We start from the raw sequence: 24,343 nt of genomic DNA on the forward strand, positions 1-24,343 counted from the left end.
GCCTCCCCGAGGCCGAACGCCTCCCGTGGTCGCCCGCTCCAGCCGGCCGCTTCAGAGCCCGGTCGCCCCATGAGGCCGGTCCTCCCGCGAGACCGGTCGGCCCGCGAGGTCGGTCGTCCCGCGAGGTCGGTCGGCCCGCGCGGCGGCGGCCTCAGAAGGCCGGGCACTTCACGAGGTCGGTCACTTCACGAGGTCGGCGCGGAGGTCGTCGAGGACCAGGTTGGCGGCCGTGACACCGAGGCCGAGGTACCACGTCTCGTCGGGAACGTCCTTGGCCCGGCCTTCCTTGACCGCCTTGAGGTTCTTCCACAGCGGGTTCGACTGGGTGGTGTCGCGCTTGGTGGCCTTCACGTCCCCGTAGACACCGGTGAAGATCCAGTCCGCGTCGGCCTCGTCGATCTTCTCCGAGCTGATCTCCGCGGCGAGGTCGTCGATCTGCTGGTTCTTGGGCCGCGGCAGGCCGACGTCCTCAAGGATGGTGCCGATGAAGGACGCCTTGGCGTAGAGGCGGATCCGGTCCGGCATGTAGCGGACCATGGAGATGGTCGGCTTGTCGGCGCCGATGTCGTCGCCGAGCTTCTTCGCCTTGGCCTCATAGGCGGCGAGTTCGCTCTTCGCCTCGGCGGTCCTGTCCAGCGCCGCGGCGTTGAGGAGGTAGTTCTCCTTCCAGGTGAAGCCCGGACGGATGGAGAAGACGGTCGGCGCGATCTTGGAGAGCGCGTCGTACTTGTCGGCGGCGCGCAGCTGGCTGCCGAGGATCAGGTCGGGCTTCAGGTTGGCGATGGCCTCAAGGTTGAGATTGTTGATGGTGCCGACGTTCTTCGGGTCACCCGCGTCCTTCTTGAGGTACGAGGGGATGGCCGCGTCGCCCTCGGAGGGCGCGTAGCCGACCGGTTTCACGCCCAGCGAGACGACGTTGTCGAACTCACCGACATCCAGCACCACGACGCGCTTGGGAGCGGCCTCGACCTCGGTCTTGCCCATGGCGTGGTTGATCGTGCGGGGGAACTCCCCCGCCTTGGCGTCCGTCCCGTACCCGGCCGTCTTCTTCGCGGCGTCGGCGAAGTCCTTGCCGCCCGTCGCGACGGCCGCCTTCTTGTCGCCACCGTTGTCCGACTTGGCGGAGCCTCCGGAGCCCCCGTTCTCACCACCGCAGGCCGAGAGGGAGAGGGCGGCGGCCACCGCAAGGCCGACTGCGGCGGTGCCGCGGCGACGAAGGGACATCTCTTGCTCCAGTTGTAGATCAAGCCGTGGATCGACCGTGCAGCGCCGCCGACCATCCGGGCATTGCTTAGGGATGCCTAACCTTAGACACCCGGATGAGGAGAAGCACATGCACCCCCTCCCCTTCAGGTGATTACGGACATCACCATCCTTATGTGTGAAGTGGCGGGTCTCGCGTTGTTCGGCTGGAAGTGCGATAACTACCGTCTGTCGCAGGAGGTGATCAAAAAGTGACTCTCTGTGCCATGGAGGCTATCGGGAGCGGGACCGCAGGGGCGGGCGGAGTCACCGGCAGCGCGGTGCCGCAGGACGAGGAGCCACACACACCGGCGGCACGGCCCGCGTTCACGATCGCGGCGGACGGCTCGTACGCGGCCCGGCTCGCCCCGTGCGCACGCCCCGGCGAGTCGCCGTACGAGGGATCAGCGGCGTCGCGCGACGGGACAGGAGCGTCGTGCGCCGAGGCCGGAGACCCGTACGACACCGCCGAGCAGGCGTGGTCGGTTGAGCGCTGGACGCTCGACGGGCATGAGCCGTACGCGGTGCCGCTCCCTCTCGACCAGCCGGAGGAACCGGACTCGGACGTACTGCCGTTGACGGACGGGCGGGTGCTGATCCGGCGCCGGGTCGCGGACCGGCACACGTTCTCGCTGCTCTATCCGACCGGACCCGGGACCGGTGAACTGCCGCTCGGCGCCGTCGGACGCGAGGAGCTGACGATGCTGCCGCCGTGCCCGGACGGCACCAGCGCGTACGCCCTGTCGCCCGGAGCGCGGTCCACCACCGTCTGGCTGGTGGCGGGCGGCGCCTTCGGCCCCGAGCCGGTCGCCGAGGTGGCCGGGCGCTGCACCGGCGGGGTCTGGCTGGACCGGGCCGGCCGGATGCTGGCCCTGGACCGGGAGCTGCCGGGCGGCGGCCCGGTCAAGGCGGTGGCCGTGGACCTGGGACGGGGCGGCGAGGTGACGCCGCTGCTCCAGATCGCGCCGGACAGCGACGACCGGGTGGTGCTGGCCGACGCGGACAGCGGGTTGCTGCTGATCCGCTCGAACGCGCCGGGCCACGACCGGCTCGGCTGGGGAGTGTTGGGCAGTTGTCTGCCGGTGCGCTTCCCGGAGTGCCTGAGTCCGGCGGCTGTCGCGGTGACGCCGTTCGCGGTGCAGCCGGGGCAGACGCTGACGCCCGAGGACTGCGCGGTGGCGCTGCGCGTCGACGGGGCGGCGGGCAGCTGGCTCGGGCTGTGGCGCCCGTCGGCGCGTCGGCTGCACCAGCTCGCCGCCCCCGAGGGGTGGCAGGCAGGCAGCGGGGTGTGGACCCGGGACGGCGTGCTGAGACTGCCGTACGCCGATGCGTACGTGGCGTGCGGGGTGGCGTTGGTGGAGGCGCCGGTGGGGCTTCCGGCGGGCGCGCCGGGTGAGCTTCCGGGGGGCGTGCCGCCGGGCGCGCGGGCGGCAGTCGGCCCCGGCTCGGGCTGGGGTCCCGGAGCGGGCGCGGAAAGCGGTGGGGAACCGTCCGCCGGTGCCGTGCATCTTCCCGTGTGCAGGCCGGTTCCACTGGGGCAGGCACCCCTCGTGGGACGCGTGATGCCTGGTTAAGATTTCTGGTCTGGGCCACGCAGCCGTTTCTGCGGTCGCCGGAGGCGGCCGTGTCGTGTTGCGGTGGCGTGTTCGGCCCTGGTGACACTCACACACAAGCACGTAAGCGATCACGACGGGGTGACTTCCCACATGTCTGAAGCCCGAACCGACACGACCCAGACGCGACCGCAGCATGCGGACGCGGAACGGGCCGAAGCCGGCGGCTCCGGAAAGCACCGAGGGAATGTGTCGACGGACGACACGACGGTACAGCCTCACGGCCGCCACCGCCGCCCCTCCGAGGGGGACGACCGGGCGGCCTGACCGCACGGAACGACAACGAGGGACGGGTGGGCCCCGGGAGCCGTTCTCGGCTTCCGGGGCCCACCCGTTTCCGGCTTTCCGATACGCGGCCGACCGTTTCCGTGTCCGGACCGGTCAGCCCCGCTTCAGTGCGAGCACCTCCGCCGCCGCGAAGGTCTCGTTCGGCGGGCGGTCCGCGTAGTACGGCGAGATCGACTCGTCCAGTTCGTCGAAGGAGAACGTCTCCTTCGACGATTCGAACTTCGCGGCCACCTTGGGCCGCTCGACGATCGCGACCATGCCGCCGTGCACGACGAGCAGTTGCCCGTTGACCCTGGCCGCGGCCGGCGAGGCCAGGTAGCCGACCAGCGGCGAGACGTGCTCGGGCGCGAGCGGGTCGAGCCTGCCGCCCTCCGGTTCCTGGAAGCCCGCGAAGACGTCCTCGGTCATCCGCGTGCGGGCCCGCGGGCAGATGACGTTGGCGGTGACGCCGTACTTGGCCAGGGCGAGAGCCGTGGACGTGGTGAGGCCGACGATGCCGCCCTTGGCCGCCGCGTAGTTCGGCTGGCCCGCCGAACCCGCCAGGAACGCCTCCGAGGACGTGTTGACAATCCGCCCGTACACCGGGCCGCCGGACTCCTTGGAGCGGGTGCGCCAATGCGCCGCCGCGAAGTGCGTGGTGTTGAAGTGGCCCTTGAGGTGGACCCTGATGACGGAGTCCCACTCGTCCTCGGTCATCGAGAAGATCATCCGGTCGCGCAGGATGCCCGCGTTGTTGACCAGGATGTCGAGCTTTCCGTAGGTGTCGACGGCCAGCTCCACCAGGGAGCGGGCCGCGTCGTGGTCGGAGACGTCACCGAGGTGCGCGACCGCCCGGCCGCCCGCCACGCGGATCTCCTCGACCACCTCCTGTGCCGGGGTCGCGGAGGTCTCGCCGGAACCGTCGCGTCCGGCGCGTCCGTAGTCGTTGACGACGACGGACGCGCCGAGCCGGGCCAGTTCCAGCGCTTCGGCGCGTCCGAGGCCGCGGCCCGCGCCCGTGACGATCGCGCTCAGACCGTCCAGAGGGAGTGACAGGGGAAGTGACATCGGATACTCGGAACCTCTCAGGAGGGAGCGGGGTACGGGGCAGGAGGGAGCGGGGTACGGGACCGAAGCGGCGCCGGGGCCGGGGCCCCGATCGGGGGCCGGGCCGGAAGCGGGTCGCGAAGCGGGACCGGATCGGGAACGGAGCGGCGCCGGGTCCGGCGAGCGGGCGGGCCGGGCACAGGCGGCCACGGGACAGCGGGGGCCGCCGCGACGGCCAGAGGATCAGAGCTCGACGCAGGTGCGCAGCGACGCCCCGGTCCGCATCTGGTCGAGGGCGTCGTTGATGCCGTCCAGACTCACCCGGTGGGTGATCATCGATTCGAGGTCGATGCGGCCGGCCCGCCAGAGCTCGATGGCGCGGGCGTAGGAGCGGAGCACATCACCCCCGCCGTACATGGAGGGCAGGATGCGCTTCTCGTCGAAGAACAGCTCGAACATGTTGACCTGGAAATGGTCGTCCAGCGCGCCCGCACCGACGATGCAGAGCGTGCCGCCGCGCCGGGTGTTCTCGTACGCGGTACGGGCAGTGGCCGACTTGCCGACGACCTCGAAGACATAGTCGAAACCCTCGCCCCCCGTGATCCGCTGCCGGGCGTCGGCGAACTCGTCGGGGGACACGGCCTCGGTCGCACCGAACCGCAGCGCCGCCGCACGCCGGGATTCGACGGGGTCCACGGCGACGATCTGGGCGGCGCCCTGCACCCGGGCCCCCTGGACGGCCGAGATCCCGACGCCGCCGCAGCCGATCACGGCGACCGACGAACCGGCTTCCACCTGTGCGGTGTTGATGGCCGCGCCCAGCCCCGTGGTCACACCGCAGCCGATCAGCGCGGCGATCTCGAACGGGACGTCGTCGGGGACGGGGACCGCGCAGCCCGCCCCCACGACGACCTCCTCGGTGAAGGTGCCGGTGCCCGCGAAGCCGAAGACGTCCCCGCCGGGGCGTTTGAAGTTGGGTGTGCCCGCGTTCATGAAGCCGGCCAGGCAGAGGTGGGTCTGCCCGCGCTTGCAGGACGGGCACGCCCCGCACGCGGGCAGCCAGCAGACCAGCACCCGGTCCCCCGTGTTCAGCCCGGTGACGCCGTCACCGACGTCGACGACCTCGCCCGCCCCCTCATGGCCCGGGATGAAGGGGGCGGGCTGGGGCAGCACCCCGTTCATCGCGGACAGGTCGGAGTGGCACAGCCCGGTCGCCCTGACCCGGATCCGGACCTTTCCGGGACCGAAGCCCACCGCCTCGACGTCGTCGAGGACCTCCAGCCTGTCCTGGCCTATCTCGTGCAGTACGGCTGCGCGCATGGTGCGGCTCCCCTCCTGGGCCCGGGCCGGGTACGCGTCCAGCGGGCCCTGTGTCGTGGGCCCCGTGCCAGGGCCCGTGGGACCTCTCGGAATCGGTTCAGAAGTGTTCGACGAGGGTGTCGCCGAGCACCGGGGCGTCATTCCGCTCGACGGCACTCACCTCGACCCGGACCCGGTCCTCGCCGGTCCACATCCGGATGCGGAGGGTCTCGCCGGGGAAGACGATTCCGGTGAATCGGGTGCGGTAGGAGCGGATGCGGGTCACGTCGCCGCCGAGCACTGTGTCGGTGACGGCCTTGAGCGTCATGCCGTAGGTGCACAGTCCGTGCAGGATCGGCCGGTCGAAGCCGGCCAGCCGGGCGAACTCGGGGTCGGCGTGGAGCGGGTTCCAGTCCCCGGAGAGGCGGTACAACAGGGCCTGGTCCGGGCGGACCGGCCGTTGCACCATGTGGTCGGGTTCGCCGGTGGGCGGGTCGGACCGCCCGGACGGGCCGCGTTCACCGCCGAAGCCGCCCTCACCGCGTACGAAGATCTGCGCGTCGTTGGTCCACAGCGGGCCCTCGTCGTCCGCGGCCTCGGTGCGCAGCACCAGGACGGCCGCCTTGCCCTTGTCGTACACCGCGGCGACCTTCGAGGTCTGCACGGCGGCTCCCGTCACGGGGATCGGCCGATGCACCCGGATGCTCTGCCCCCCGTGCAGGACGGCGGCGAGGTCGATGTCGATGCCGGGCGAGGAGAGCCCGCCGACGACGCCCATGCCCCCGCCCGCCACCGTGGCGAAGGACGGCAGCACCTGGAGCCGGTCCTCCAGGGTGTAGCGCAGTTCGGCGGGGTCGGTGGCGGCGTCGGCTCCGGCGGGACCGGAGCCCGCGCCGATGCCGAGATGGTAGAGCTGGATGTCCTTGTGACCCCAGCCGATCCGGGTGGAGCGGGGTTCGGCGGCAATCGCCTTTTCGGCATCGATGGGCATGGGAATGCTGCTCCTTGACAGTGGGAGACCTCGGCACGGCCGTCCGCACCGTCGACCGCGCCGAGGCCGTGCGGGACCGGCCGTCACGCCCGTTCTAGAACGTGTTCCAGCCGATGGTTCCCATGTATAACGCAGCGCACAGACGTTGGGAAGACCATTGCTGACGGAGCGTCAGATTTGAGCGGCCCCGCCCGCGGACCGACGCCATGACATTCGGCATCACGAAGTCCGTCCGCGTGTCCCTGCCGGTCCGGCGGAACTCCCGGCGGACGGGCTGAACAGGCCGGACGAGGCGGACGAGGCGGACGAGGCGGACGAGGCGGACGAGGCGGACGAGGCGGACGAGGCGGACGAGGCGGACGAGGCGGACGAGGCGACTCAACCTCCACGGCAGCAACGCGCCGAAGGCCGTCACGGTCATGCGGCGCACGCACAGGCGTCCGGCGGTGCGTACGGCGTCGGCACCGGGCCGGGCGGATGACCCCGTGCCCCCACCGCGGGCCGCGAGGGCACGCCGTCGTGCACCCTGGTTGCACCCCGGGCCCGCCCCCGGTCTGGGACGCTGGCCGTATGACTGACATGCCCGGTGGACGGCCCGCGAAGTGTGTACGAGTCCTGCTCGCCGAGGACCAGGGCATGACACGCGGCGCGCTCGCCCTGCTGCTCGGCATGGAGCCGGACATCGAGGTGGTGGCCCAGGTGGCCGCCGGGGACGAGGTCGTGAACGCGGCACTGCGGTCACGCCCCGATGTGGCGCTGCTGGACATCGAACTGCCGGGGCGCAGTGGCCTGGACGCCGCCGCCGACCTGCGCGAGGAGGTCTCGGACTGCCGGGTGCTGATCCTCACCACGTGCGGCCGGCCCGGCTATCTGCGCCGGGCGATGGAGGCCGGGGCGGCGGGGTACCTGGTCAAGGACGGCCCGGTCGAGGAGCTCGCCGCCGCGATCCGCCGGGTGCTGATCGGCGAGACGGTCGTCGACCCGGCGCTGGCCGCCGCCGCGCTCGATGCCGGGCCCAGCCCGCTGACCGGGCCGGAGCGGGATGTGCTCAACGCCTCCGTGGACGGGGCGACGGTCGCCGACATCGCGGCGGAGCTGCGACTGTCCGAGTCGGTGGTACGGGACTACCTGTCGTCGGCCATCGGCAAGACGGGGACACGCAACCGGATGGAAGCCGTCCGGGAGGCCCGTCAGCAGGGGTGGCTCTAGCGGAACCGCTGGCGGCGGGCGCGCGCACCACCACCGCCCGCCGGCGCGTCACGAACCGGCGCGCACAACACCCGGCCCTCGCCCAGCACGTACCGAGCCGAGCCGACGCGCCCCCGATCAGCCCGCCCCTACCGAGCCGGCGCGCGCCCCCGATTCACCACCCGCCACCGTGTCATGGCCCGGCGCGCACCTCCGGTCGTCGCCCACCACGGCACGACCCGGCGCGCGCCTCTCGAAGCCGCTCAGCGCGTCCCGGACCGGTGGCGCGGCAGCCAGACCGCCATCAGCGCCAGCCCGCCGAGCAGGACCGTGGCGGCCGTGCGGAAGGCCAGCGCGTAACCGGCGGTCAGTTCCTCGGGCCCGGTGCCGCCCGCCGTGCGTGCGGCGGCGACGGTGGAGAGCACGGCGAGACCGAGCGCGCCGCCCATGGTGCGGGAGGTGTTGACGAGGCCGGAGACGAGGCCCGCCTCACCGGGAGCCGCTCCCGTGACGGCGAGCGAAGCGAGCGGGGTGGAGGCCAGCCCGGCACCGGCCATCATCAGGATGCCGGGCAGGCAGACCGAGGTGAGGTACGAGCCGTCGACGCCCATCGTGGACTGCCAGCCGAAGCCCGCGGCGGCGACGGCCGTACCGATGAACGCCAGTCTTTTCGCACCGATCAGGGCCATGATCCGGGGTGCGCACTTCGAGCCGAGGACGACGGCCAGCGAGGTGGGCAGCAGCGCGAATCCGGCCTTCATCGGGGAGTAGCCCAGCACTGTTTGGGCGTACACGGTCATGAAGTACCACATCGAGAACGTGGCGGAGCCGACGATGAACATCGCCGCGTTCGCCGATGTCACCGCCCGCGCCTTGAGCACCCTGAGCGGCATCAGCGGCTCCGCGCTCCGGGCCTCCACCACGACGAACGCGATGAGCAGGGCCACCCCGCCGACCAGCGGCAGCAGGGCCCGCGCCGCCGTCCAGCCCGCCTCCTCGGTCTGCACGATGCCGTACGCGACGGAGGCGAGGCCCGCCGTGACCAGGACCGCTCCCAGAAGGTCGATCCCACGCCGCTCGCCCGACCGGCCCTCGGCGAGCCGCAGTGCCGCACCGGCCAGGACGAGCGCCCCGATCGGCACGTTGATCAGCAGGACCCACCGCCAGGAGAGCAGGTCGGTCAGCACCCCGCCGATCAGCCCGCCGGCCGCGCCGCCACCCGCGCCGACGGCCATCCAGGTTCCTATCGCCTTCGTCCTGGCCGGGCCCTCGGGGAACGCGGTGGTCAGCAGGGTGAGGGTGGCGGGGGCGAGCACGGCGGCACCGAGCCCCTGCGCGGCGCGGGCGGCCAGCAGCTGCCAGCCCTCCTGGGCGAGGCCGCCGGCCAGGGAGGCGGCGGTGAACAGGCCGAGGCCCGTGAGGAACATCCGCTTGCGGCCGTAGATGTCGGCTGCCCGCCCGCCGAGCAGCATGAATCCGGCGAACGCGATGGAGTAGGCGTTGAGTACCCATTGCAGTCCGCCGGAGCCCATCCCCAGGTCGGCGCGCATGGAGGGCAGGGCGACATTGACGACGGAAACGTCCAGCACGACGAGGAACTGCCCGACGCAGGCGGCGAGCACCGCCGCCCAGGTACGGGGGTGCGATCCGGTTCGCGGGGGCGCGGGTGTCGTGACGTCAGGCATGGTCGTCATCCTCGCAGCCGCCCCGCGCCTCGTACATCGGTATACCGACCGCCCGGCTCCGGACCCGCCGCGGCCCCGTACCGGACGAGAACGGACCGGCCAGCCCGAGCGCACCGAACCGGGACGGACCGGACCCGCCCGTGCACCGGTGCCGGGACGGACCGGGCCCGCCGTGTGCCCGTACCGGGCCGGGTCGGCCCGTCGTGTACCCGTACGGGGCCGGGGCGGACCGGGCGCGCGTACACGTACCGGGCAGGGGCCGACGGGTGCGTGCGCACGATGGGACACGCACCGACCGCACACGCACCGGCCTCCCGCTACCGCCGCAGCAGGGTCACCACCGCCGCCCCGCCGAGCCCGATGTTGTGGGCGAGGCCGATCCGCGCGCCCTCCACCTGCCGCTCCCCCGCCTCGCCCCTGAGCTGCCAGGTCAGTTCGGCGGCCTGGGCGAGTCCGGTGGCGCCGAGCGGGTGCCCCTTGGAGATCAGCCCGCCGGACGGGTTGACCACCCATCGGCCGCCGTACGTGGTTGCCCCCGAGTCGACGAGCTTCCCGGACTCGCCCTCGCCGCACAGACCGAGCGCCTCATAAGTGAGGAGTTCGTTGATGGAGAAGCAGTCGTGCAGTTCGATCACGTCGAGGTCGGCGGCCGAGAGCCCGGACTCCTCGTAGACCTGCTGCGCGGCGTCCCGCGACATCGGCCGGCCCACCGCGTCGACGCAGGTGCCGGACGCGAAGGACGCCTCGGTGTCGGTGGTCATGGCCTGGGCGGCGATCTCGACCGCCCGGTCGCCCAGACCATGGCTCTCGACGAAGCGCTCCGAAACGACGATGGCGGCGGCCGATCCGTCGGAGGTCGGTGAGCACTGGAGCTTGGTGAGCGGGCGGTGGATGGTCTTCGCGGAGAGGATCTCCTCGACCGTGTACGGCTCCTGGAACTGGGCGTAGGGGTTGTTCACCGAGTGCCGGTGGTTCTTGGCGCCGACCGCGGCGAGCTGCGCCTCGGTCGTCCCGTAGCGGTCCATGTACTCACGGGCCGCGTTGCCGAAGATCTGGGCGGTGGGCGGGCTCATCCCGAAGCCGTGGGCGGCGGCCATGATCCCGTAGTGCCGGGCGACGGGCGACGTCTTGAAGCCCGAGGCGCCGCCGTCCGCCCCGCCGCCGAGCGCACCCCGGCTCATCTTCTCGAAGCCGAGGGCGAGAACGCAGTCGTCGAGACCGCCCTCGACGAGCTGTCGGGCCATCATGAGCGCGGTGGACCCGGTGGCGCAGTTGTTGTTGACGTTGTAGACGGGCACCCCGGTCAGGCCCAGTTCGTACACGGCCCGCTGCCCGGCGGTGGACGGTTGGAAGCAGTAGCCGACGACCGCCTGCCGCACCCGCGCGTAATCGATCCCGGCGTCGGTGAGCGCCGCCGTCCCGGCTTCCCTCGCCATGTCCCAGTACTGCCAGTCGCGGGACTCGGGCTTCTCGAACTTCGTCATCCCCACACCGACGATGTACACCTTGCACGCTTTGGACGGCCTGGACGGCCTGGACGGCCTGCGCGTCGCGGACACCGTGGTCGCCTCGGACACCGTGGTCACCCCGGACACCGTGGTCGCCTCGGACATCCGGGATGCCTTCGATGTCTCCTGCTTCTTCTGCGTCTTCCGTGTCCTGCGCGTCTTCTGTTCTCCCTCAGCTCTCTGGGCCTTCTCCGTCTCCAGCGTTTCCAGCGTCTCCTGCCTCTTGTGCGTCTCGGGCGTTTCCTGCGCCTTCATGGACGGTCCCCTTCCGTTTCTTCGGCCGCGCGGCAGCCGCCACTCAGTCGCGCGGGAGGCCGAGGATGCGCTCGGCGACGACGTTGAGCTGGACCTGGGTGGTACCGCCCGCGATGGTCAGGCACCGGGACATCAGGAAGCCGTGCACAGCCCGCTCGGCCGCCCCCTCGGCGGTCGCCCCGGCCGGGCCCAGGACTTCCAGGGCCAGTTCGGCGACCCTCTGCTGGTGGGTGGTCTGGACGAGTTTGCGTACGGAGGCCCCCGCGCCGGGTTCGAGTCCGGACACCTGCCGCAGGGTGGTGCGCAGCGAGACACAGGCGAGTGCATGGGCCTCGGCGGCGAGGGCACCGATCCGGGCACGGCAGGTGTCGTCGAGTTCGCCGGAACGGGCGATCAGCGCCTCCAACCCCGTGTCGAACGTCAACTGGTCGGTCATGTGGACGCGTTCGTTGCCGAGGGTGTTGCGGGCGACCCGCCAGCCGTCGCCGGGAGCGCCGACGACGGCGTCGGCGGGCAGCAGGGCGTCGTCGAAGTACACCTCGTTGAAGAGGGAGTCGCCGGTGATCTCCCTCAGCGGGCGGATGTCGATGCCCTCGGTGTTCTTCATGTCGACGAGGAAGTAGCCGATGCCCCGGTGCTTGGGGGCGTCGGGATCGGTCCTCGCCAGCAGGATTCCGTGGTCGGCCGAACGCGCGCCGCTCGTCCACACCTTCTGCCCGTTGACCCGCCAGCCCTCGTCCGTACGCTCCGCCCTCGTGCGGAGCGAGGCCAGGTCGGAGCCCGCGCCGGGCTCGGAGAACAGCTGGCACCACTGGAGTTCGCCACGCAGAGTGGGCAGCAGATAGCGCTCCTGCTGCTCGGGGGTTCCGTGGGCGAGGAGTGAGGGGATGACCCAGGTGGCGATCCCGAGATCGCTCAGTCGCACCCCTTGCTCCCTCAGCTCCTGCTGCACGGCCAGCTGGTGTACGGGGCTTGCGCCCAGTCCGTACGGGGCGGGGAGGTGCGGGGCGGCGTAGCCGGTGGGGGCGAGGGCGCGGCGGGCGGACCTCGGGTCCAGGCCGCGTGCGGCGGCGACGGCCTCGCGCGCCTGGGCGCGGTGGGCGGCGGCCTCGGCGGGGAGTTCTAGGACGAGTTCGCGGCGCGCCCCGCCCTCGGCGAGCCGGAGGGCCCGCAACCGGTGGGCGTCACCCGGGCCCAGCAGCTGCCGGGCGACCACGGCCCGGCGCAGATGGAGGTGGGCGTCGTGTTCCCAGGTGAAGCCGATGCCGCCGAGGATCTGGATGCAGTCCTTGGCGCAGCCGAGGGCGGCGTCGAGGGCCTCCGAGGCGGCGAGGGCGGCGGCCAGCGATCGCGCGGCGGCTCCGGTGTCCGGCTCCTCGGCGGCGCGGGCCGCGTCCCATACCAGGGCACGGGCCCGTTCGACCCGGACGAGCATCTCGGCGCAGAGGTGCTTGACGGCCTGGAACCGCCCGATGGGGTGGCCGAACTGCTCGCGGATCTTGGCGTATTCGGTGGCGGTGTCGAGCGCCCTGGACGCGACCCCGCACGCTTCGGCGCTCAGGAGCACGGCTGCGAGATCGCGGACGTGCGCCGTGTCCGTCGGCACCAGACGCTCCGCCGGAACGAGCACCCCCTCCGCGCGGACCTCGGCCGTGGGGCGGGTCGGGTCCACGCCGCGGTGCGGGCGGACGGTCAGTCCCTCGGCGGTGGCGTCGACGGCGAACCAGAGGGTTCCGGCGGTCGATTCGGCGGGGAGCAGGAGGAGGTCGGCATCGGCCCCGGACAGGACGGGCGGGGCCGTGCCGTCGAGCAGATGGCCACCTTCGCGCTCCTCGGCGGTGAGGGTGCCGGGCCCCAGGGCGACTGCACCCACGCGACGGCCGGACGCGAGCTCGCGCACCGGTGCGCCGACGCCCGCCGCATGCAGTACGGCGGAGGCGAGGACGCTCGCGAGAAGGGCACCGGGGAGTGCGGCTCGGCCCGTTTCCTCCAGGACCACGGTCAGATCGAGGAGTCGGCCGCCCCCACCCCCGTACTTCTCGGGCAGATGGACGGCGAGCAGGCCCTGTTCCACAAGCCCGTCCCAGTACCCGGGGCGCACACCGGGGGCCATGGGGGCCTCTGCTTCGAGGAGCTTGCGCACCTCCTCCGGTGGCACGGAGCGGGCCAGCCACCCCCGAACTGCCTGCGCCAACTCCCTGTGTTCTTCGCTGATTCCGATGCCCATGCGGATCCTCGCCGGTTCGCAGCCACTGGAACGGCGGCCAGAGTAGAACACGTTCCATTCTGACGGAAGGTCAGATATCTGATTGCGGGGTGCCGAGCCGGTCGGACCGGGGCCGGGCCGCATCGGGTCGAGTCACATCGGGGCGAGCCGCATCGGGTCGAGCCGCATCGGGTCGAGCCGCATTCGGCCGAGTCGAGTCGCCTGGGCATGCGACGGCCGAACCGGCAGCCCAGCGACCGTCGTTCATGGCATCGGCCGGGGGACTCCGTCCAGGCGGCACCGCCCGCGTATCGGCCCTCGGGCCATGCGGTTCCGGCCAACTGGTCGGCCATACCCGGTTCGTACCGCATTCACCGGAATACCGCGCGCCCATGGCAAGTTTCACCCTGCACGCACTTGGTGGCGTTTCACCGTGCACGGACTCGGTGGCAGATGCCGCCCGCCGTCGTAGCCGCACGCCCCTTTCCCGATCACCGCCCCCGACCATGCCGCCCGGAGGCCGCACGCATGCCAGAAACGTCCAGCGGACAGCGCACCGACGAGCTCCCCTCCCGACAGACACGCGGCGCGAACGGCGGGGTCGTCCCCGTCCTCGCCTTCGCGGGCATCACCGTCGCCGTGATGCAGACCCTGCTCGTCCCCGTCATCAAGGACCTGCCCGCCTACCTGCGCACCTCCCCGTCCAACGCCACCTGGGTGATGACCGCGACCCTGCTCGCGGGCGCCGTGGCCACCCCGATCATGGGGCGGCTCGGCGATCTTCACGGCAAGCGGAAGATGCTGCTCGCCAGCCTGGCCGTGATGGTGGTCGGCTCTCTCATATGCGGTTTCACCGACGATCTCGTGGTGATGATCGTGGGGCGGGCGCTCCAGGGCTTCGCGATGGGCGCGATACCCCTGGGTATCGGCATCATGCGCGACGAACTGCCCCGTGAGCGGCTCGGATCGGCGCTGGCGCTGATGAGTTCCTCGATCGGGGTGGGCGGCGGGCTGGCACTGCCCGCCGCCGCACTGGTCGCCCAGCACTTCGACTGGCACACCCTGTTCTTCGGCGCGGCCGGTCTCGGCGCGCTGTCGATGGCGCTCACCGCCCTCGCCGTACCGGAGACGACGCTGCGCGCCCCCGGGCGGTTCGACCTCGTCGGCGCGCTCGGTCTCTCGCTCGGGCTGGTCTGCCTACTGCTGCCCGTCACCAAGGGCAGCGACTGGGGTTGGACCTCTGGCACCACGCTCGGCTTGCTCGCCGCCGCCCCGCTGGTCCTCGTGCTGTGGGGCCTGTTCGAGCTGCGCACCCCGGGGCCGCTGGTCGATCTGCGGACCACGGTCCGACGCGAGGTACTGCTGACCAACCTCGCCTCGATCACGGTGGGGGTCGCCTTCTACGCGGTGTCGCTGGTCCTGCCGCAGCTGCTCCAGTTGCCGACCGCCACGGGGTACGGCCTCGGGCAGTCGATGGTGGTCGCGGGACTGTGCGTGGCGCCGCTCGGTCTGACGATGATGTTCGTGGCGCCGCTGTACGCCCGGCTGTCCGCCCGTCGCGGCCCCAAGGCGTCGCTGATGCTCGGCATGCTGGTCATCGGGGTCGGTTACGGGGCGGGCCAGGGGCTGATGGGTGCCGCCTGGCAGACGGTGGTGGTCGCGGTGGTGATCGGGGCCGGCATCGGACTCGCTTACTCCTCGCTGCCCGCGCTGATCAACGGGGCCGTCGACCCGTCCGAGACGGGTGCGGCCAACGGCCTGAACAGCCTGATGCGATCGATCGGCACCTCGGTGTCGAGCGCCGTGATCGGCATGGTGCTGGCGAACACCTCGGTACGGGCGGGCGGGGCGACGGTGCCCTCGATGGAGGGGTTCCGTGCGTCCTTCCTGATCGCGACGGGCGCGGTGGCGGTCGGGCTGGTACTGGCCGCGCTCCTGCCGTCGCAGCGCGAGGCGACACGGCCCACGCAGCCGGCGGGCGGCGCGGACGACGTGCCGGTCCCGGCACCCAGCGCGTCCCGGGCCGTCGCCGGTTCGGGCGGCTTCCGGGGCCGGGTGCTGGACGGGGGCGGCGCACCGGTGGCCCGCGCCAACGTCACCCTGATCGACCGCCGGGGGCATCAGGCCGGTCTCACCGTGACGGACGAGGACGGCCATTACGCGCTGTCCGCCCCGTACGGCGGCACCTTCGTCCTGGCCGGCTCGGCCACCGGATATGCCCCGCACGCCCGCTCCGTGGTCTATCCGGGCAACGGGCTGCCGGTCGACGCCGATCTGGCGCTGACCGCCAACGCACCGGGGACCGTCGGCGCTCCGGGGACCTTCGGCGTACCGGGGAGCGCAGGCATGCCGGGCAGCGGGAGCGTGCCCGGGACCACCAGCGCACCGGGGGCCGTCAGCGCGCCAGGGGCCGTCAGCGCGCCGGCACGTCGAACCGCGGTGTCGTCGTGAGCAGATGAGAGACGTCCGCCCCGACGGGAAGCTCCTGCGGCTGCGCGCCGCGGACGAACAGCCGGGCGGGGTGGGCGCCCCACACCTGGGCCTGGCGTCCGTCGACCCGCAGCCACGACCCCTCGCGCAGGCCGAGCACCGGGACGTCGTTCTCCTCCAGGAACTCGGTGATCCGCTCCTCGCGCGTCTCGCCCTTGTGGGTGCTCTCCGGGTCCGGGTCGAGGTAGTGCGGGTTGATCTGGAACGGAACCAGCCCGAGCGTCTCGAAGGACGGCGGCTGCACGATGGGCATGTCGTTGGTGGTGCGCAGGGTGGGCGCCGCCATGTTCGTACCGGCGCTGGCGCCCATGTAGGGCAGCCCGTCGCCCACCGCCTCGGCCACGGCGTCCCGCAGCCCGGTCCGGTACAGGGCGCTCAGCAGCCGGAAGGAGTTGCCACCGCCGATGAACACGGCGTCGGAAGCGGCGAGTTCGGCGATCGGGTCGGCGTTCTCGTGCACGCCTCGCACGGTGATGCCGGACGGCGCGAGGGCGTCGCGGACGCGCGCGGTGTACGCGGTGTGGTCGGCGAGTGCGTACGGCACGAAGGCCAGCCGGGCGCCGGAGGGCAGGAACGCGGTGACGGTGTCGAGGGCGTGTTCCAGGTATCCACGGCCGTACTGCGTGGAGTTGGAGAGCAGGAGCAGATTCACCAGGGGTCCTCTCGATTCTCTTCGGTCCGCGGGTCTCTTCGACCTGCGGGTCTCTTCGACCTGTTCAGTCTGTTGGGCCTGTGGGGCTCTTCGGCCTCTTCGGCCTGCGGGGCCCGTTCGGCCCGTTCGGCCCGTTCGGAGTCGTCCGGACCCTTCCGGCTCTCCTCCGGGTCGGATGCCTGCCCGCGCCGGGATCTCTTCCGGGCGGGGATGCCTTCCGGACCGGGCCCGCGTCCGGGTCGTCAGGTGGCGCGCGGGCGCCTGGTGCGCGGCTTGGGGCGCTGCGGGGGCTGAGTGAGGCGCTTCTCCAGCAGTTGGGCGGCGTGGCGCAGGGGCTCGATCCGGTCCTCGGGCGCGCCCCGGAAGAGTTCCTCGGCACCTCCGAGGCTCAGGCTTCCGTACGGCTCGCGGCCGAGGAAGACCGGCACGGCGACGGTCGCGATGCCGGTGTCGTACTCACCGACCGTCCAGGCGTAGCCCTGGGAGCGGATCCTGATGAATTCCTCCTCCAGCCGGTCCGGGTCGGTGACCGTCCGGTCGGTGAAGCGGGCCATGGGGCGCCCCCGGAAGAGCCGGTGGCGCTGCTCGTCGGGCAGGAACGCGTAGTACGACTTGCTGGTCGCGCCGGCGTGCGCCGGGTAGAGCTCGCCCACCAACGGGTAGTAGCGCAGCGGCCCGGCCACCCCCTCCTCCGCGGCTACGCACCGCATGTGGAAGCTGTCGGGCAGGCAGAACAGCACGGTGTCCCCGGTGACCCGGCGCAGTTCCTCCAGGACGGGCCCGGCCAGCAGCTCCAGTGATCCGGAACGCTCCCACAGCCGGCCCAGGCGCAGCACGGCGGGGCCGATGCGGTAGCGGCGGGTGACGGGGTCGGAGACGAGGAAGCCGCGCCCGGCGAGGGTGGCGAGCAGCCGCTGGGCGACGGAGGTGTCCCAGCCGAACTCCGCGGCGACCTCGGTGACGCCCCAGTCGGGCCGCGTCCGTTCGAAGGCGAGCAGGACGAGGAGCGCCCGGTCGACGGTTTGCAGCGCCCCGGCGGGGGTGCGCCGGTCGAGGTCGAAATCCGCCATCGTCATCTCACCATTCAGACGTCAATTGCAAATAACGGGAAACTGTTGCGCTCAACGCTATCTGATCCCGAATGTTGCCTGAGCACCCCGCCTCGCCCCTTTTCCCCTTCGGGCACGGGCCCGGGTGCCCGGATCGCACCGTCCCAGGTGCCCGGACGAGCGGGACCCCGGCGCCCGGATCGCGCACCGTCCCAGGTGCCGGGACGGGCGGGATCCCGGGTGCCCGGCCCCGTGGGACCGGACATCCGGACAAGTGGCCCCGGGTGTCCGGATGAATGAGAAAGGCCCCCCATGTTGAAGTACGTGCTGGACATCGTCGACCTCCTGGACGATCCCCGGGTCGACGGCAAAGCGGTAGCCGGGTACCTGGATTCCGTGAGCGGACCCGAGGGCGCGTCCGCCCAGGTCACCACGGTCACCGGCGAGCGGGGCTCGACGGACTTCGTGCTGGTCCGCATCCCGGGCGCCCGAGGGCGCGCCTCCGGCGGCGACGCCCGCACGCTGGGCGTGGTGGGCCGGCTCGGCGGCATCGGTGCCCGGCCCGACGTGACCGGCATGGTCTCCGACGCCGACGGGGCGGTCGCCGCGCTCGCCACCGCCGCCAAGCTGCTCGACATGCGCCGCCGCGGCGACGTGCTGCCCGGCGATGTCGTCGTCGCCACCCATATCTGCCCGAACGCGCCGACCGAGCCGCACGACCCGGTGCCGTTCATGGGCTCGCCCGTGGACATCGCGACCATGAACCGGCACGAGGTGACCGACGCGATGGAGGCCGTGCTCTCCATCGACACCACCAAGGGCAACCGCATCATCAACCACAAGGGCCTCGCCCTGTCCCCCACCGTCAAGGAGGGCTGGGTGCTGCGGGTCAGCGAGTCGCTGGGCGAACTGCTGGCCGTGGTGACCGGTGAGCCGTTGGTCACGTATCCCGTGACCACGCAGGACATCACCCCGTACGGTAACGGTGCACACCACATCAATTCGATCCTTCAGCCCGCCACCGCGACGGCCGCCCCGGTCGTCGGCCTGGCCATCACCTCGGCCGCCGCGGTGCCCGGCTGTGCCACGGGAGCGAGCCACGAGTCGGACATCGCGTCCGCCGCCCGCTACGCCGTGGAGGTCGCCAAGTCCTACGGCGGCGGCCACCTGGACTTCCACGACGCGGTGGAGTTCGACAACCTCGTCAGCCGCTACGGGTCGCTGGCTCACCTGCAGACCCTCGGCCGTACCCCCCAGGAGTCCTGATGGCAGCCAATCCGCAGGCCGAGACCGCGAACCACGCGGCGAGAGACGGCGCCCCCGAGGCGAAGAACATCGGCAGCGACGACTACTCGCTCTCCCGCGTCCCGCGCGACAAGCGCTTCGGTTTCTGGTCGATGCTGCTCCAGTGGCTGGCCCAGTCCGGATCGATCTCGCAGTTCACCCTCGGCGCCACCATCGGTGTCGGGATGTCGTTCGGGGACGCCTTCCTCGCCTTCACGCTCGGCGCGGTGATCCTTGAGGTCGTGATCTTCGCGATCGGGCTGGCCGGGATGCGCGAGGGCCTGGCGACACCGATGCTGACCCGCTGGGTGGGCTTCGGCCGCAACGGTTCCGCGCTGGTCAGCTTCGTCATCGCGGTCAGCCTGGTCGGCTGGTTCGGCGTGCAGAACACGATCTTCGGCAACAGCGTCTCGGCGCTGATCGGCGGACCGTCCTGGATGTGGTGCGCGCTGGCGGGCGCCGCCATCACCACCCTGGTGATCTTCGGCTTCCGCTACATGGCCGTCTTCGCCAAGATCGTGACGCCGCTCTTCTTCGCGATGGTCGCCTGGTCGGTCATCTCGACGCTGAAGGATCACTCCATCGGCGACCTGATCAACTCGCCCGCCCCGGGCCCGACGATCCCGCTGGCCGTCGCCGCCACCGCCATCGCGGGCGGCTACATGACGGGCGCGATCGTGGCCCCGGAGATGACCCGCTACAACCGCAAGGGCTCGCACGTCTTCCTGCAGAGCTCCGCGTCGATGATCCTCTCCGAGTACATCGTCGGCATGACCGGTGTGCTCCTCGGCCACCTGGTGAAGAGCAACGAGGTGTCGCACATCGTGCTCTCCACCTCCGGCGCCTTCGGTGTCATCGTCGTCCTGATGTCCACCGCGAAGATCAACGACTGGAACCTCTACGGCTCGTCGCTGGGTGTCGTCAACTTCTTCCAGGTCGTCTTCGGCAAGCGGCTGCACCGCGGCTTCATCACGATCGTCCTGGGCATCGCGGGCACCGTCCTGTCCGCCGTCGGGATCATGACCCACTTCACCGACTTCCTGTCCGTGCTCGGCGTCGCGATCCCGCCGATCGGCGGCATCATCGTGGCCGAGTACTGGGTCGTGAAGCGGATGCGCAAGCCGCTGGACGACACGCGGGAGTCCGAGACCCTGCCGAAGACCTCGCCGACCTGGGTACCGATGTCCCTCGTCATCTGGATCGCGGCGTTCTGCGTCGGCAAGTTCTACGACGGCGGCATCCCGGCCCTGAACTCGCTGATCACCGCCTTCGTCCTGTACAGCGTCCTCGGCCTGCTGGGCTGGGTGAAGCCGTACGGCACCTCCACCCTGGACGACGCGGACGCCGGCGCTCCGGCCACCCCTGAGACAACCCCTGTGGGAGCAGCATGACCACCCCCGACCCCACCGCCCCTCCCGTCCCGGCCGCCGACCCCGCGCCGGCCCCCGGGCTCGTCCCGGCCTCCGGTCTGGCCCAGGACGAGGTCGTCGAACTCTGCGCCCAGCTGATCAGGTTCGACACCTCCAACCCCACCAGCGACGAGCGCGCCTGCGCCGACTGGGTGGTGGACCGCCTCGCCGAGGTGGGCATCGCGTCCGAACTGGTCGAATCGGCCCCGGGCCGCGCCAGCGTCATCGCCCGGATCGCGGGCACCGACCCGGAACGCGGCGCCCTGCTGGTCCACGGCCATCTGGACGTCGTACCCGCCGACGCCTCCGAGTGGCAGGTCCCGCCGTTCTCCGGCGAGATCCGCGACGGCTACCTCTGGGGGCGCGGCGCGATCGACATGAAGGACACGGTGGCCGTCATGCTGGCCACCGCCCGCCACTTCGCCCGCACCGGCACCCGGCCCTCCCGCGACCTGGTCCTCGCCTTCCTCGCCGATGAGGAGGCGGGCGGCAAGTTCGGCGCCCACTGGCTGGTCGAGCACCGCCCGGAGCTGTTCGCCGGGGTCACCGAGGCGATCGGCGAGGGCGGCGGCTTCTCCTTCGCGATCGACGGCACCCGCCGCCTCTACCCGATCGAGAACGCCCAGCGCGGCATGGCCTGGATGGAGCTGACCGCCACCGGCCGGGCCGGCCACGGCTCCTCCCCCAACGACGAGAACGCGGTCACGGACCTCGCCGAGTCGCTGGCCCGGATCGGGCGGGAGACCTTCCCGATCCGCCTGATCGAACCGGTCCGTGCCCTCCTCGAAGAGGCCGCCCGCCTCTACGGAGTCGAGTTCGACGAGAACGACATCGAGGGCAGTCTCCAACGGCTGGGCCCGGTCGCGGACTTCATGCAGGTGGTGCTCCGCAACTCCGCGAACCCCACCATGTTCAACGCGGGTTACCAGACCAACGTCATCCCCGGAAAGGCGACCGCCCGGGTGGACGGCCGCTTCCTGCCCGGTCACGAGCAGGAGTTGATCGACACCATCGACCGGCTGGTCCTGCCCTCGGTCACCCGCGAGTGGGTCAACCACGACATCGCGATGGAGACGACGTTCGACGGCCCGCTGGTCGACGCCATGTGCGAGGCGGTACGCGCCGAGGACCCGGACGGCCACCCGGTCCCGTACTGCAACCCGGGCGGCACCGACGCCAAGGCGTTCACCCACCTCGGCATCCGCTGCTTCGGTTTCAAGGGCCTCAAGCTTCCGCACGACCTGGACTACGGCCGCCTCTTCCACGGCGTGGACGAACGCGTTCCGCTGGAGGGCCTGCGGTTCGGCGTCCGGGTCATGACCCGACTCTGGCAGAGCTGCTGACCTCCCTGGCGCAGCCCTGCCGGGATGCCCCGACCCGGGCTTCACCCCTCGTGCGCCCCCGCCGGACACCCCGTCCGGTGGGGGCGTACGGCATCACGGGCGCACCGCGCCGGGTATCACGGGCACGTTCATTCCGGGCAGGCTGCCGGACGGGCGCACGGTGTGTCGAAGGTTTTCCCCGGTGGACGCCGTCCCGCATGGGCGGACGCCCGCTCATTCCGCCCGACACGACGAAGGTCCCCCGCCAACCCGTGACGGGGGACCTTCGTTCACTCCGTTCAGGCACCGTCAGCTGCGGTCAGGCGACAGTGTCTGCGGATAGGTCGGTGAACGCCTCGTCGTAGCGCTCAACGCTGCCCTCTCGCCTTGCCATCCCGAAGCAGTACGAAGTGCGCCTCGTCGTCGTGGACGGCAGGATGTTCGCGGGCACCCTCGTCGGCACGTCCGAGAAGGCGCGCACGGACCGGCGAACGGACTACGAGGCGCTCGAATACGGCACGACCACCGTGCCCGCGAAGGCCGCAGAAACCGGGCGAGACGGACATGACATCGGCGCCTCGCCCCCCATTGCGCCGAAGCGGGCGAGCGTCCCTCGCGGTGAGTTCGTCGCGAGGTCCCGCACCGCTCGTGGCATCTCTCTGGATGCCTTCCGGGCGGACCAAGATGCCACCCCGGAGCAGAGGCACGGGGACCGCGCCTCCACTGTCGTACGTGAGTGAGTACGGCCCGCTGCTGCGTGCTCCACGACCGATAGGCCGGGTCGGTTGCCCCCGCCCCGGCCCAGGCCCCGTACGCCCCCGCCGACGCCGTCGACGGAGGCGTACGGCACGATGGGGCGCCGTCGAACGCGTACCCGCCCCCGCATCACCGCGCCCACCAGGAGGAACCCGTGACCGCCGAGTCCGCCGCCGAGCCGTCGCCGGAGATTCTCGCCGCCTTCCAGAGCGCCAAGGGCTTCATGCCGGTGGTGGAGGGGCTGGCGTTGTACCGGGCCGCTGTGGAGGGCGCCGCGCCGGGGCTGCCGATCCTCGAAGTGGGGACGTACTGCGGGCGCTCCACCATCCTGCTCGCGGAAGCCGCCCGGGCGGCCGGGGTGACGGCGCTGACCGTGGACCACCACCGGGGCAGCGAGGAGCAGCAGCCGGGCTGGGAGTACCACGATCCGACCGTCGTGGATCCGGAGGTGGGACGGATGGACACGCTGCCGACGTTCCGCCGGACGCTGCACGCGGCGGGGCTCGAAGAGCACGTCGTGGCCATGGTCGGACGTTCCCCGCAGGTCGCGGCCGTCTGGAACCGGAAGCTCGGCCTCGTCTTCATCGACGGCGGACACACCGACGAGCACGCGAACGGCGACTACGAGGGCTGGGCGCCGCATGTCGCCGAGGGCGGGCTGCTGGTGATCCACGACGTGTTCCCGGATCCGGCGGACGGCGGGCAGGCCCCGTACCGGATCTATCTGCGGGCGCTGGCCTCCGGTGCGTTCACCGAGGTGTCGGTCACGGACTCGCTGCGGGTGCTGCGGCGTACGGGGCCGGGGTTCTGAACCCGGGGGCGGCAAGCGGCAGGGGCGGCGGTGGAAGAGGGCCGACCGGCGCGGACGACCGGGAACCGCAGGGGCGGACCGGCCCGACGAGCGGGACGGCACGGACACCCCGGGCGGGTCCGGGCACCCGGGCCCGGTGCCGACGGCCGCTGACGGCCCGGGGCGTGCACGCCGGGCGGCCGGGGACGTCCCCCGATAGCATCGCGTGGTGCCGTACGACAAGAGCGTTCCCCCCACCCCGCACCGCCGGCCCCTGTCCGCCGTGCTCGCAGCCGTATGCCTGAGCCTGACCGCCGCCGGTTGCGGCGCGGGCGCCGACGGCGGTCCCTCCGGACAGCTGGGCGGGCCCGGTCCGGGCGGTGACGGCGCCTCCGCCGCGTCCTCGCGGCCCGAGGGACGGTCGGTGTCCGGGCCGCTGGCCGGGAAGACCGTCGTCATCGACCCCGGGCACAACCCCGACAACTACCTGCACACGCGCGAGATCAACCGTCAGGTGGACATCGGCAGCGGGCGCAAGGAGTGCGACACCACCGGTACGTCGACCGAAACCGGTTACGCGGAGGCCCTGTTCACCCTGGACGTGTCCCGGCGGATGCGCGACCTCCTGCGGGCGCAGGGGGCGAAGGTCGTGCTGACGCAGGACGGCGACCGCCCGTACGGGCCGTGCGTCGACGAGCGGGCCCGGATCGGCAACGAGGCGAAGGCCGACGCGGTGGTGTCGGTGCACGCGGACGGCTCCGCGGTCGGCAACCGGGGCTTCCATGTGATCCTCCCCGGACCGGTGCGCGCCGGAAAGGCGGACACCTCGAAGATCGTCGAGCCGTCCCGCGACCTGGGCGCCCGTATCGCCGAACTCTTCCTCCGCACCACCGGAAGCACACCCTCCAATTACATCGGCGACAAAACCGGTTTGGACGTCCGCAAGGATCTGGGCGGGCTGAATTTGTCGACCGTGCCCAAAGTGTTCATCGAATGCGGCAATATGCGTGACCCGAAGGACGCCGCCCAGCTGACCAGCGCGGGCTGGCGCCAGAAGGCGGCGCAGGGCATCGCTGACGGCATCAGCAGTTATCTGAAGGGGTAGCAAGAGGAAGTTCCGAGACGAAACCGGGGAGAAGTACACCCCGCTTCCCAGCCCACGCACAACCCGACCGGGCAGACGATAGATTCATCCGTACGATGGGGAGCCGCTTCCCGAGCTTCGCGCCGTGACCGCCCGCCGGCGGCGACGGCAACCACCCCGACGAGACGATCGACGAAGGACCTTCA

The 24,343-nt window shown here is 71.7% G+C and carries 18 protein-coding genes; 9 read left to right on the top strand and 9 right to left on the bottom strand.

Features of this window, described 5'->3' with window-relative positions; genetic code table 11:
* Positions 1 to 180: 180 nt before the first annotated feature.
* Positions 181 to 1,224 (bottom strand): ABC transporter substrate-binding protein, encoded by a 1,044-nt coding sequence (locus ACIHCL_RS02340; RefSeq protein ID WP_399856009.1) that lies wholly within the window; start codon positions 1,222 to 1,224, stop codon positions 181 to 183.
* A gap of 245 nt (positions 1,225 to 1,469) precedes the next feature.
* Here ACIHCL_RS02340 and ACIHCL_RS02345 point away from each other — a divergent pair, with 245 nt between their 5' ends.
* The gene (locus ACIHCL_RS02345) at positions 1,470 to 2,816 is read left to right on the top strand and encodes a hypothetical protein (protein WP_399856012.1); all 1,347 of its coding nucleotides are present in this window, start codon (positions 1,470 to 1,472) and stop codon (positions 2,814 to 2,816) included.
* A 420-nt stretch (positions 2,817 to 3,236) separates the two neighbouring features.
* Here ACIHCL_RS02345 and ACIHCL_RS02350 read toward each other — a convergent pair whose 3' ends face one another.
* The 3 genes from ACIHCL_RS02350 to ACIHCL_RS02360 form a co-directional block, all read right to left on the bottom strand.
* On the bottom strand, positions 3,237 to 4,190 hold the full coding sequence (locus ACIHCL_RS02350; protein WP_399856015.1) for a 3-oxoacyl-ACP reductase: 954 nt from the start codon (positions 4,188 to 4,190) through the stop codon (positions 3,237 to 3,239).
* Positions 4,191 to 4,412: 222 nt separating this feature from the next.
* Positions 4,413 to 5,489, bottom strand: coding sequence for a Zn-dependent alcohol dehydrogenase (locus ACIHCL_RS02355; RefSeq protein WP_399856017.1), 1,077 nt, complete (start codon positions 5,487 to 5,489; stop codon positions 4,413 to 4,415).
* A 97-nt stretch (positions 5,490 to 5,586) separates the two neighbouring features.
* Complete coding sequence (locus ACIHCL_RS02360; RefSeq protein ID WP_399856020.1) at positions 5,587 to 6,459, bottom strand: MaoC/PaaZ C-terminal domain-containing protein; 873 nt, start codon at positions 6,457 to 6,459, stop codon at positions 5,587 to 5,589.
* Positions 6,460 to 7,029: 570 nt separating this feature from the next.
* On the opposite strand from ACIHCL_RS02360, the gene ACIHCL_RS02365 reads away from it, so the two are divergent.
* Positions 7,030 to 7,668 carry a response regulator gene (locus tag ACIHCL_RS02365; protein ID WP_399856023.1) on the top strand — a complete coding sequence of 213 codons (639 nt, stop codon included), beginning with the start codon at positions 7,030 to 7,032 and terminating at the stop codon, positions 7,666 to 7,668.
* A 242-nt stretch (positions 7,669 to 7,910) separates the two neighbouring features.
* On the opposite strand, the gene ACIHCL_RS02370 is transcribed toward ACIHCL_RS02365, so the two are convergent.
* The 3 genes from ACIHCL_RS02370 to ACIHCL_RS02380 form a co-directional block, all read right to left on the bottom strand.
* Positions 7,911 to 9,341, bottom strand: coding sequence for an MFS transporter (locus ACIHCL_RS02370; RefSeq protein ID WP_399856025.1), 1,431 nt, complete (start codon positions 9,339 to 9,341; stop codon positions 7,911 to 7,913).
* 308 nt (positions 9,342 to 9,649) lie between these two features.
* Complete coding sequence (locus ACIHCL_RS02375; RefSeq protein ID WP_399856027.1) at positions 9,650 to 11,095, bottom strand: lipid-transfer protein; 1,446 nt, start codon at positions 11,093 to 11,095, stop codon at positions 9,650 to 9,652.
* A gap of 43 nt (positions 11,096 to 11,138) precedes the next feature.
* Positions 11,139 to 13,322 (bottom strand): acyl-CoA dehydrogenase, encoded by a 2,184-nt coding sequence (locus ACIHCL_RS02380; RefSeq protein WP_399856030.1) that lies wholly within the window; start codon positions 13,320 to 13,322, stop codon positions 11,139 to 11,141.
* A gap of 507 nt (positions 13,323 to 13,829) precedes the next feature.
* Here ACIHCL_RS02380 and ACIHCL_RS02385 point away from each other — a divergent pair.
* Positions 13,830 to 15,752: an MFS transporter gene (locus ACIHCL_RS02385; protein ID WP_399856032.1), complete on the top strand. Its 1,923-nt coding sequence runs from the start codon at positions 13,830 to 13,832 to the stop codon at positions 15,750 to 15,752.
* Here the strand turns inward: ACIHCL_RS02385 and pepE are convergent.
* Both pepE and ACIHCL_RS02395 read right to left on the bottom strand, forming a co-directional pair.
* Positions 15,715 to 16,443 (bottom strand): dipeptidase PepE, encoded by a 729-nt coding sequence (gene pepE, locus ACIHCL_RS02390; protein WP_399856035.1) that lies wholly within the window; start codon positions 16,441 to 16,443, stop codon positions 15,715 to 15,717. The genes ACIHCL_RS02385 and pepE overlap by 38 nt on opposite strands.
* A 242-nt stretch (positions 16,444 to 16,685) precedes the next feature.
* Entirely contained in the window at positions 16,686 to 17,519 is an 834-nt protein-coding gene (locus ACIHCL_RS02395) for an IclR family transcriptional regulator (RefSeq protein WP_399856037.1), read from the bottom strand.
* Positions 17,520 to 17,804: 285 nt separating this feature from the next.
* Here ACIHCL_RS02395 and ACIHCL_RS02400 point away from each other — a divergent pair, with 285 nt between their 5' ends.
* The 6 genes from ACIHCL_RS02400 (at position 17,805) to ACIHCL_RS02425 (ending at position 24,158) form a co-directional block, all read left to right on the top strand.
* Positions 17,805 to 18,758 (top strand): DUF1177 domain-containing protein, encoded by a 954-nt coding sequence (locus tag ACIHCL_RS02400; RefSeq protein ID WP_399856039.1) that lies wholly within the window; start codon positions 17,805 to 17,807, stop codon positions 18,756 to 18,758.
* Entirely contained in the window at positions 18,758 to 20,167 is a 1,410-nt protein-coding gene (locus tag ACIHCL_RS02405) for a cytosine permease (protein WP_399856041.1), read from the top strand. Before ACIHCL_RS02400 ends, ACIHCL_RS02405 begins: the two co-directional genes overlap by 1 nt.
* Positions 20,164 to 21,528 carry a M20/M25/M40 family metallo-hydrolase gene (locus ACIHCL_RS02410; RefSeq protein WP_399856043.1) on the top strand — a complete coding sequence of 455 codons (1,365 nt, stop codon included), beginning with the start codon at positions 20,164 to 20,166 and terminating at the stop codon, positions 21,526 to 21,528. Before ACIHCL_RS02405 ends, ACIHCL_RS02410 begins: the two co-directional genes overlap by 4 nt.
* Positions 21,529 to 21,917: 389 nt before the next feature.
* A complete protein-coding gene (locus tag ACIHCL_RS02415) occupies positions 21,918 to 22,247 on the top strand; it encodes a prevent-host-death protein (RefSeq protein ID WP_399856046.1) in 330 nt (109 codons plus the stop codon).
* Positions 22,248 to 22,417: 170 nt separating this feature from the next.
* Positions 22,418 to 23,074, top strand: a complete 657-nt coding sequence (locus ACIHCL_RS02420) for a class I SAM-dependent methyltransferase (RefSeq protein ID WP_399856048.1) — start codon at positions 22,418 to 22,420, stop codon at positions 23,072 to 23,074.
* A gap of 208 nt (positions 23,075 to 23,282) precedes the next feature.
* The gene (locus tag ACIHCL_RS02425) at positions 23,283 to 24,158 is read left to right on the top strand and encodes an N-acetylmuramoyl-L-alanine amidase (RefSeq protein WP_399856052.1); all 876 of its coding nucleotides are present in this window, start codon (positions 23,283 to 23,285) and stop codon (positions 24,156 to 24,158) included.
* The last annotated feature ends 185 nt before the right edge of the window (positions 24,159 to 24,343 follow it).

Source organism: Streptomyces sp. NPDC052042 (assembly GCF_044548345.1).
In the GTDB taxonomy this organism is placed as follows: domain Bacteria; phylum Actinomycetota; class Actinomycetes; order Streptomycetales; family Streptomycetaceae; genus Streptomyces.

Coding starts and splice junctions, on each gene's coding strand:
- ACIHCL_RS02340 (WP_399856009.1), bottom strand. CDS start 1,224: ATGTCCCTTCGTCGCCGCGGCACCGCCGCAGTCGGCCTTGCGGTGGCC.
- ACIHCL_RS02345 (WP_399856012.1), top strand. CDS start 1,470: ATGGAGGCTATCGGGAGCGGGACCGCAGGGGCGGGCGGAGTCACCGGC.
- ACIHCL_RS02350 (WP_399856015.1), bottom strand. CDS start 4,190: ATGTCACTTCCCCTGTCACTCCCTCTGGACGGTCTGAGCGCGATCGTC.
- ACIHCL_RS02355 (WP_399856017.1), bottom strand. CDS start 5,489: ATGCGCGCAGCCGTACTGCACGAGATAGGCCAGGACAGGCTGGAGGTC.
- ACIHCL_RS02360 (WP_399856020.1), bottom strand. CDS start 6,459: ATGCCCATCGATGCCGAAAAGGCGATTGCCGCCGAACCCCGCTCCACC.
- ACIHCL_RS02365 (WP_399856023.1), top strand. CDS start 7,030: ATGACTGACATGCCCGGTGGACGGCCCGCGAAGTGTGTACGAGTCCTG.
- ACIHCL_RS02370 (WP_399856025.1), bottom strand. CDS start 9,341: ATGACGACCATGCCTGACGTCACGACACCCGCGCCCCCGCGAACCGGA.
- ACIHCL_RS02375 (WP_399856027.1), bottom strand. CDS start 11,095: ATGAAGGCGCAGGAAACGCCCGAGACGCACAAGAGGCAGGAGACGCTG.
- ACIHCL_RS02380 (WP_399856030.1), bottom strand. CDS start 13,322: ATGGGCATCGGAATCAGCGAAGAACACAGGGAGTTGGCGCAGGCAGTT.
- ACIHCL_RS02385 (WP_399856032.1), top strand. CDS start 13,830: ATGCCAGAAACGTCCAGCGGACAGCGCACCGACGAGCTCCCCTCCCGA.
- ACIHCL_RS02395 (WP_399856037.1), bottom strand. CDS start 17,519: ATGACGATGGCGGATTTCGACCTCGACCGGCGCACCCCCGCCGGGGCG.
- ACIHCL_RS02400 (WP_399856039.1), top strand. CDS start 17,805: ATGTTGAAGTACGTGCTGGACATCGTCGACCTCCTGGACGATCCCCGG.
- ACIHCL_RS02405 (WP_399856041.1), top strand. CDS start 18,758: ATGGCAGCCAATCCGCAGGCCGAGACCGCGAACCACGCGGCGAGAGAC.
- ACIHCL_RS02410 (WP_399856043.1), top strand. CDS start 20,164: ATGACCACCCCCGACCCCACCGCCCCTCCCGTCCCGGCCGCCGACCCC.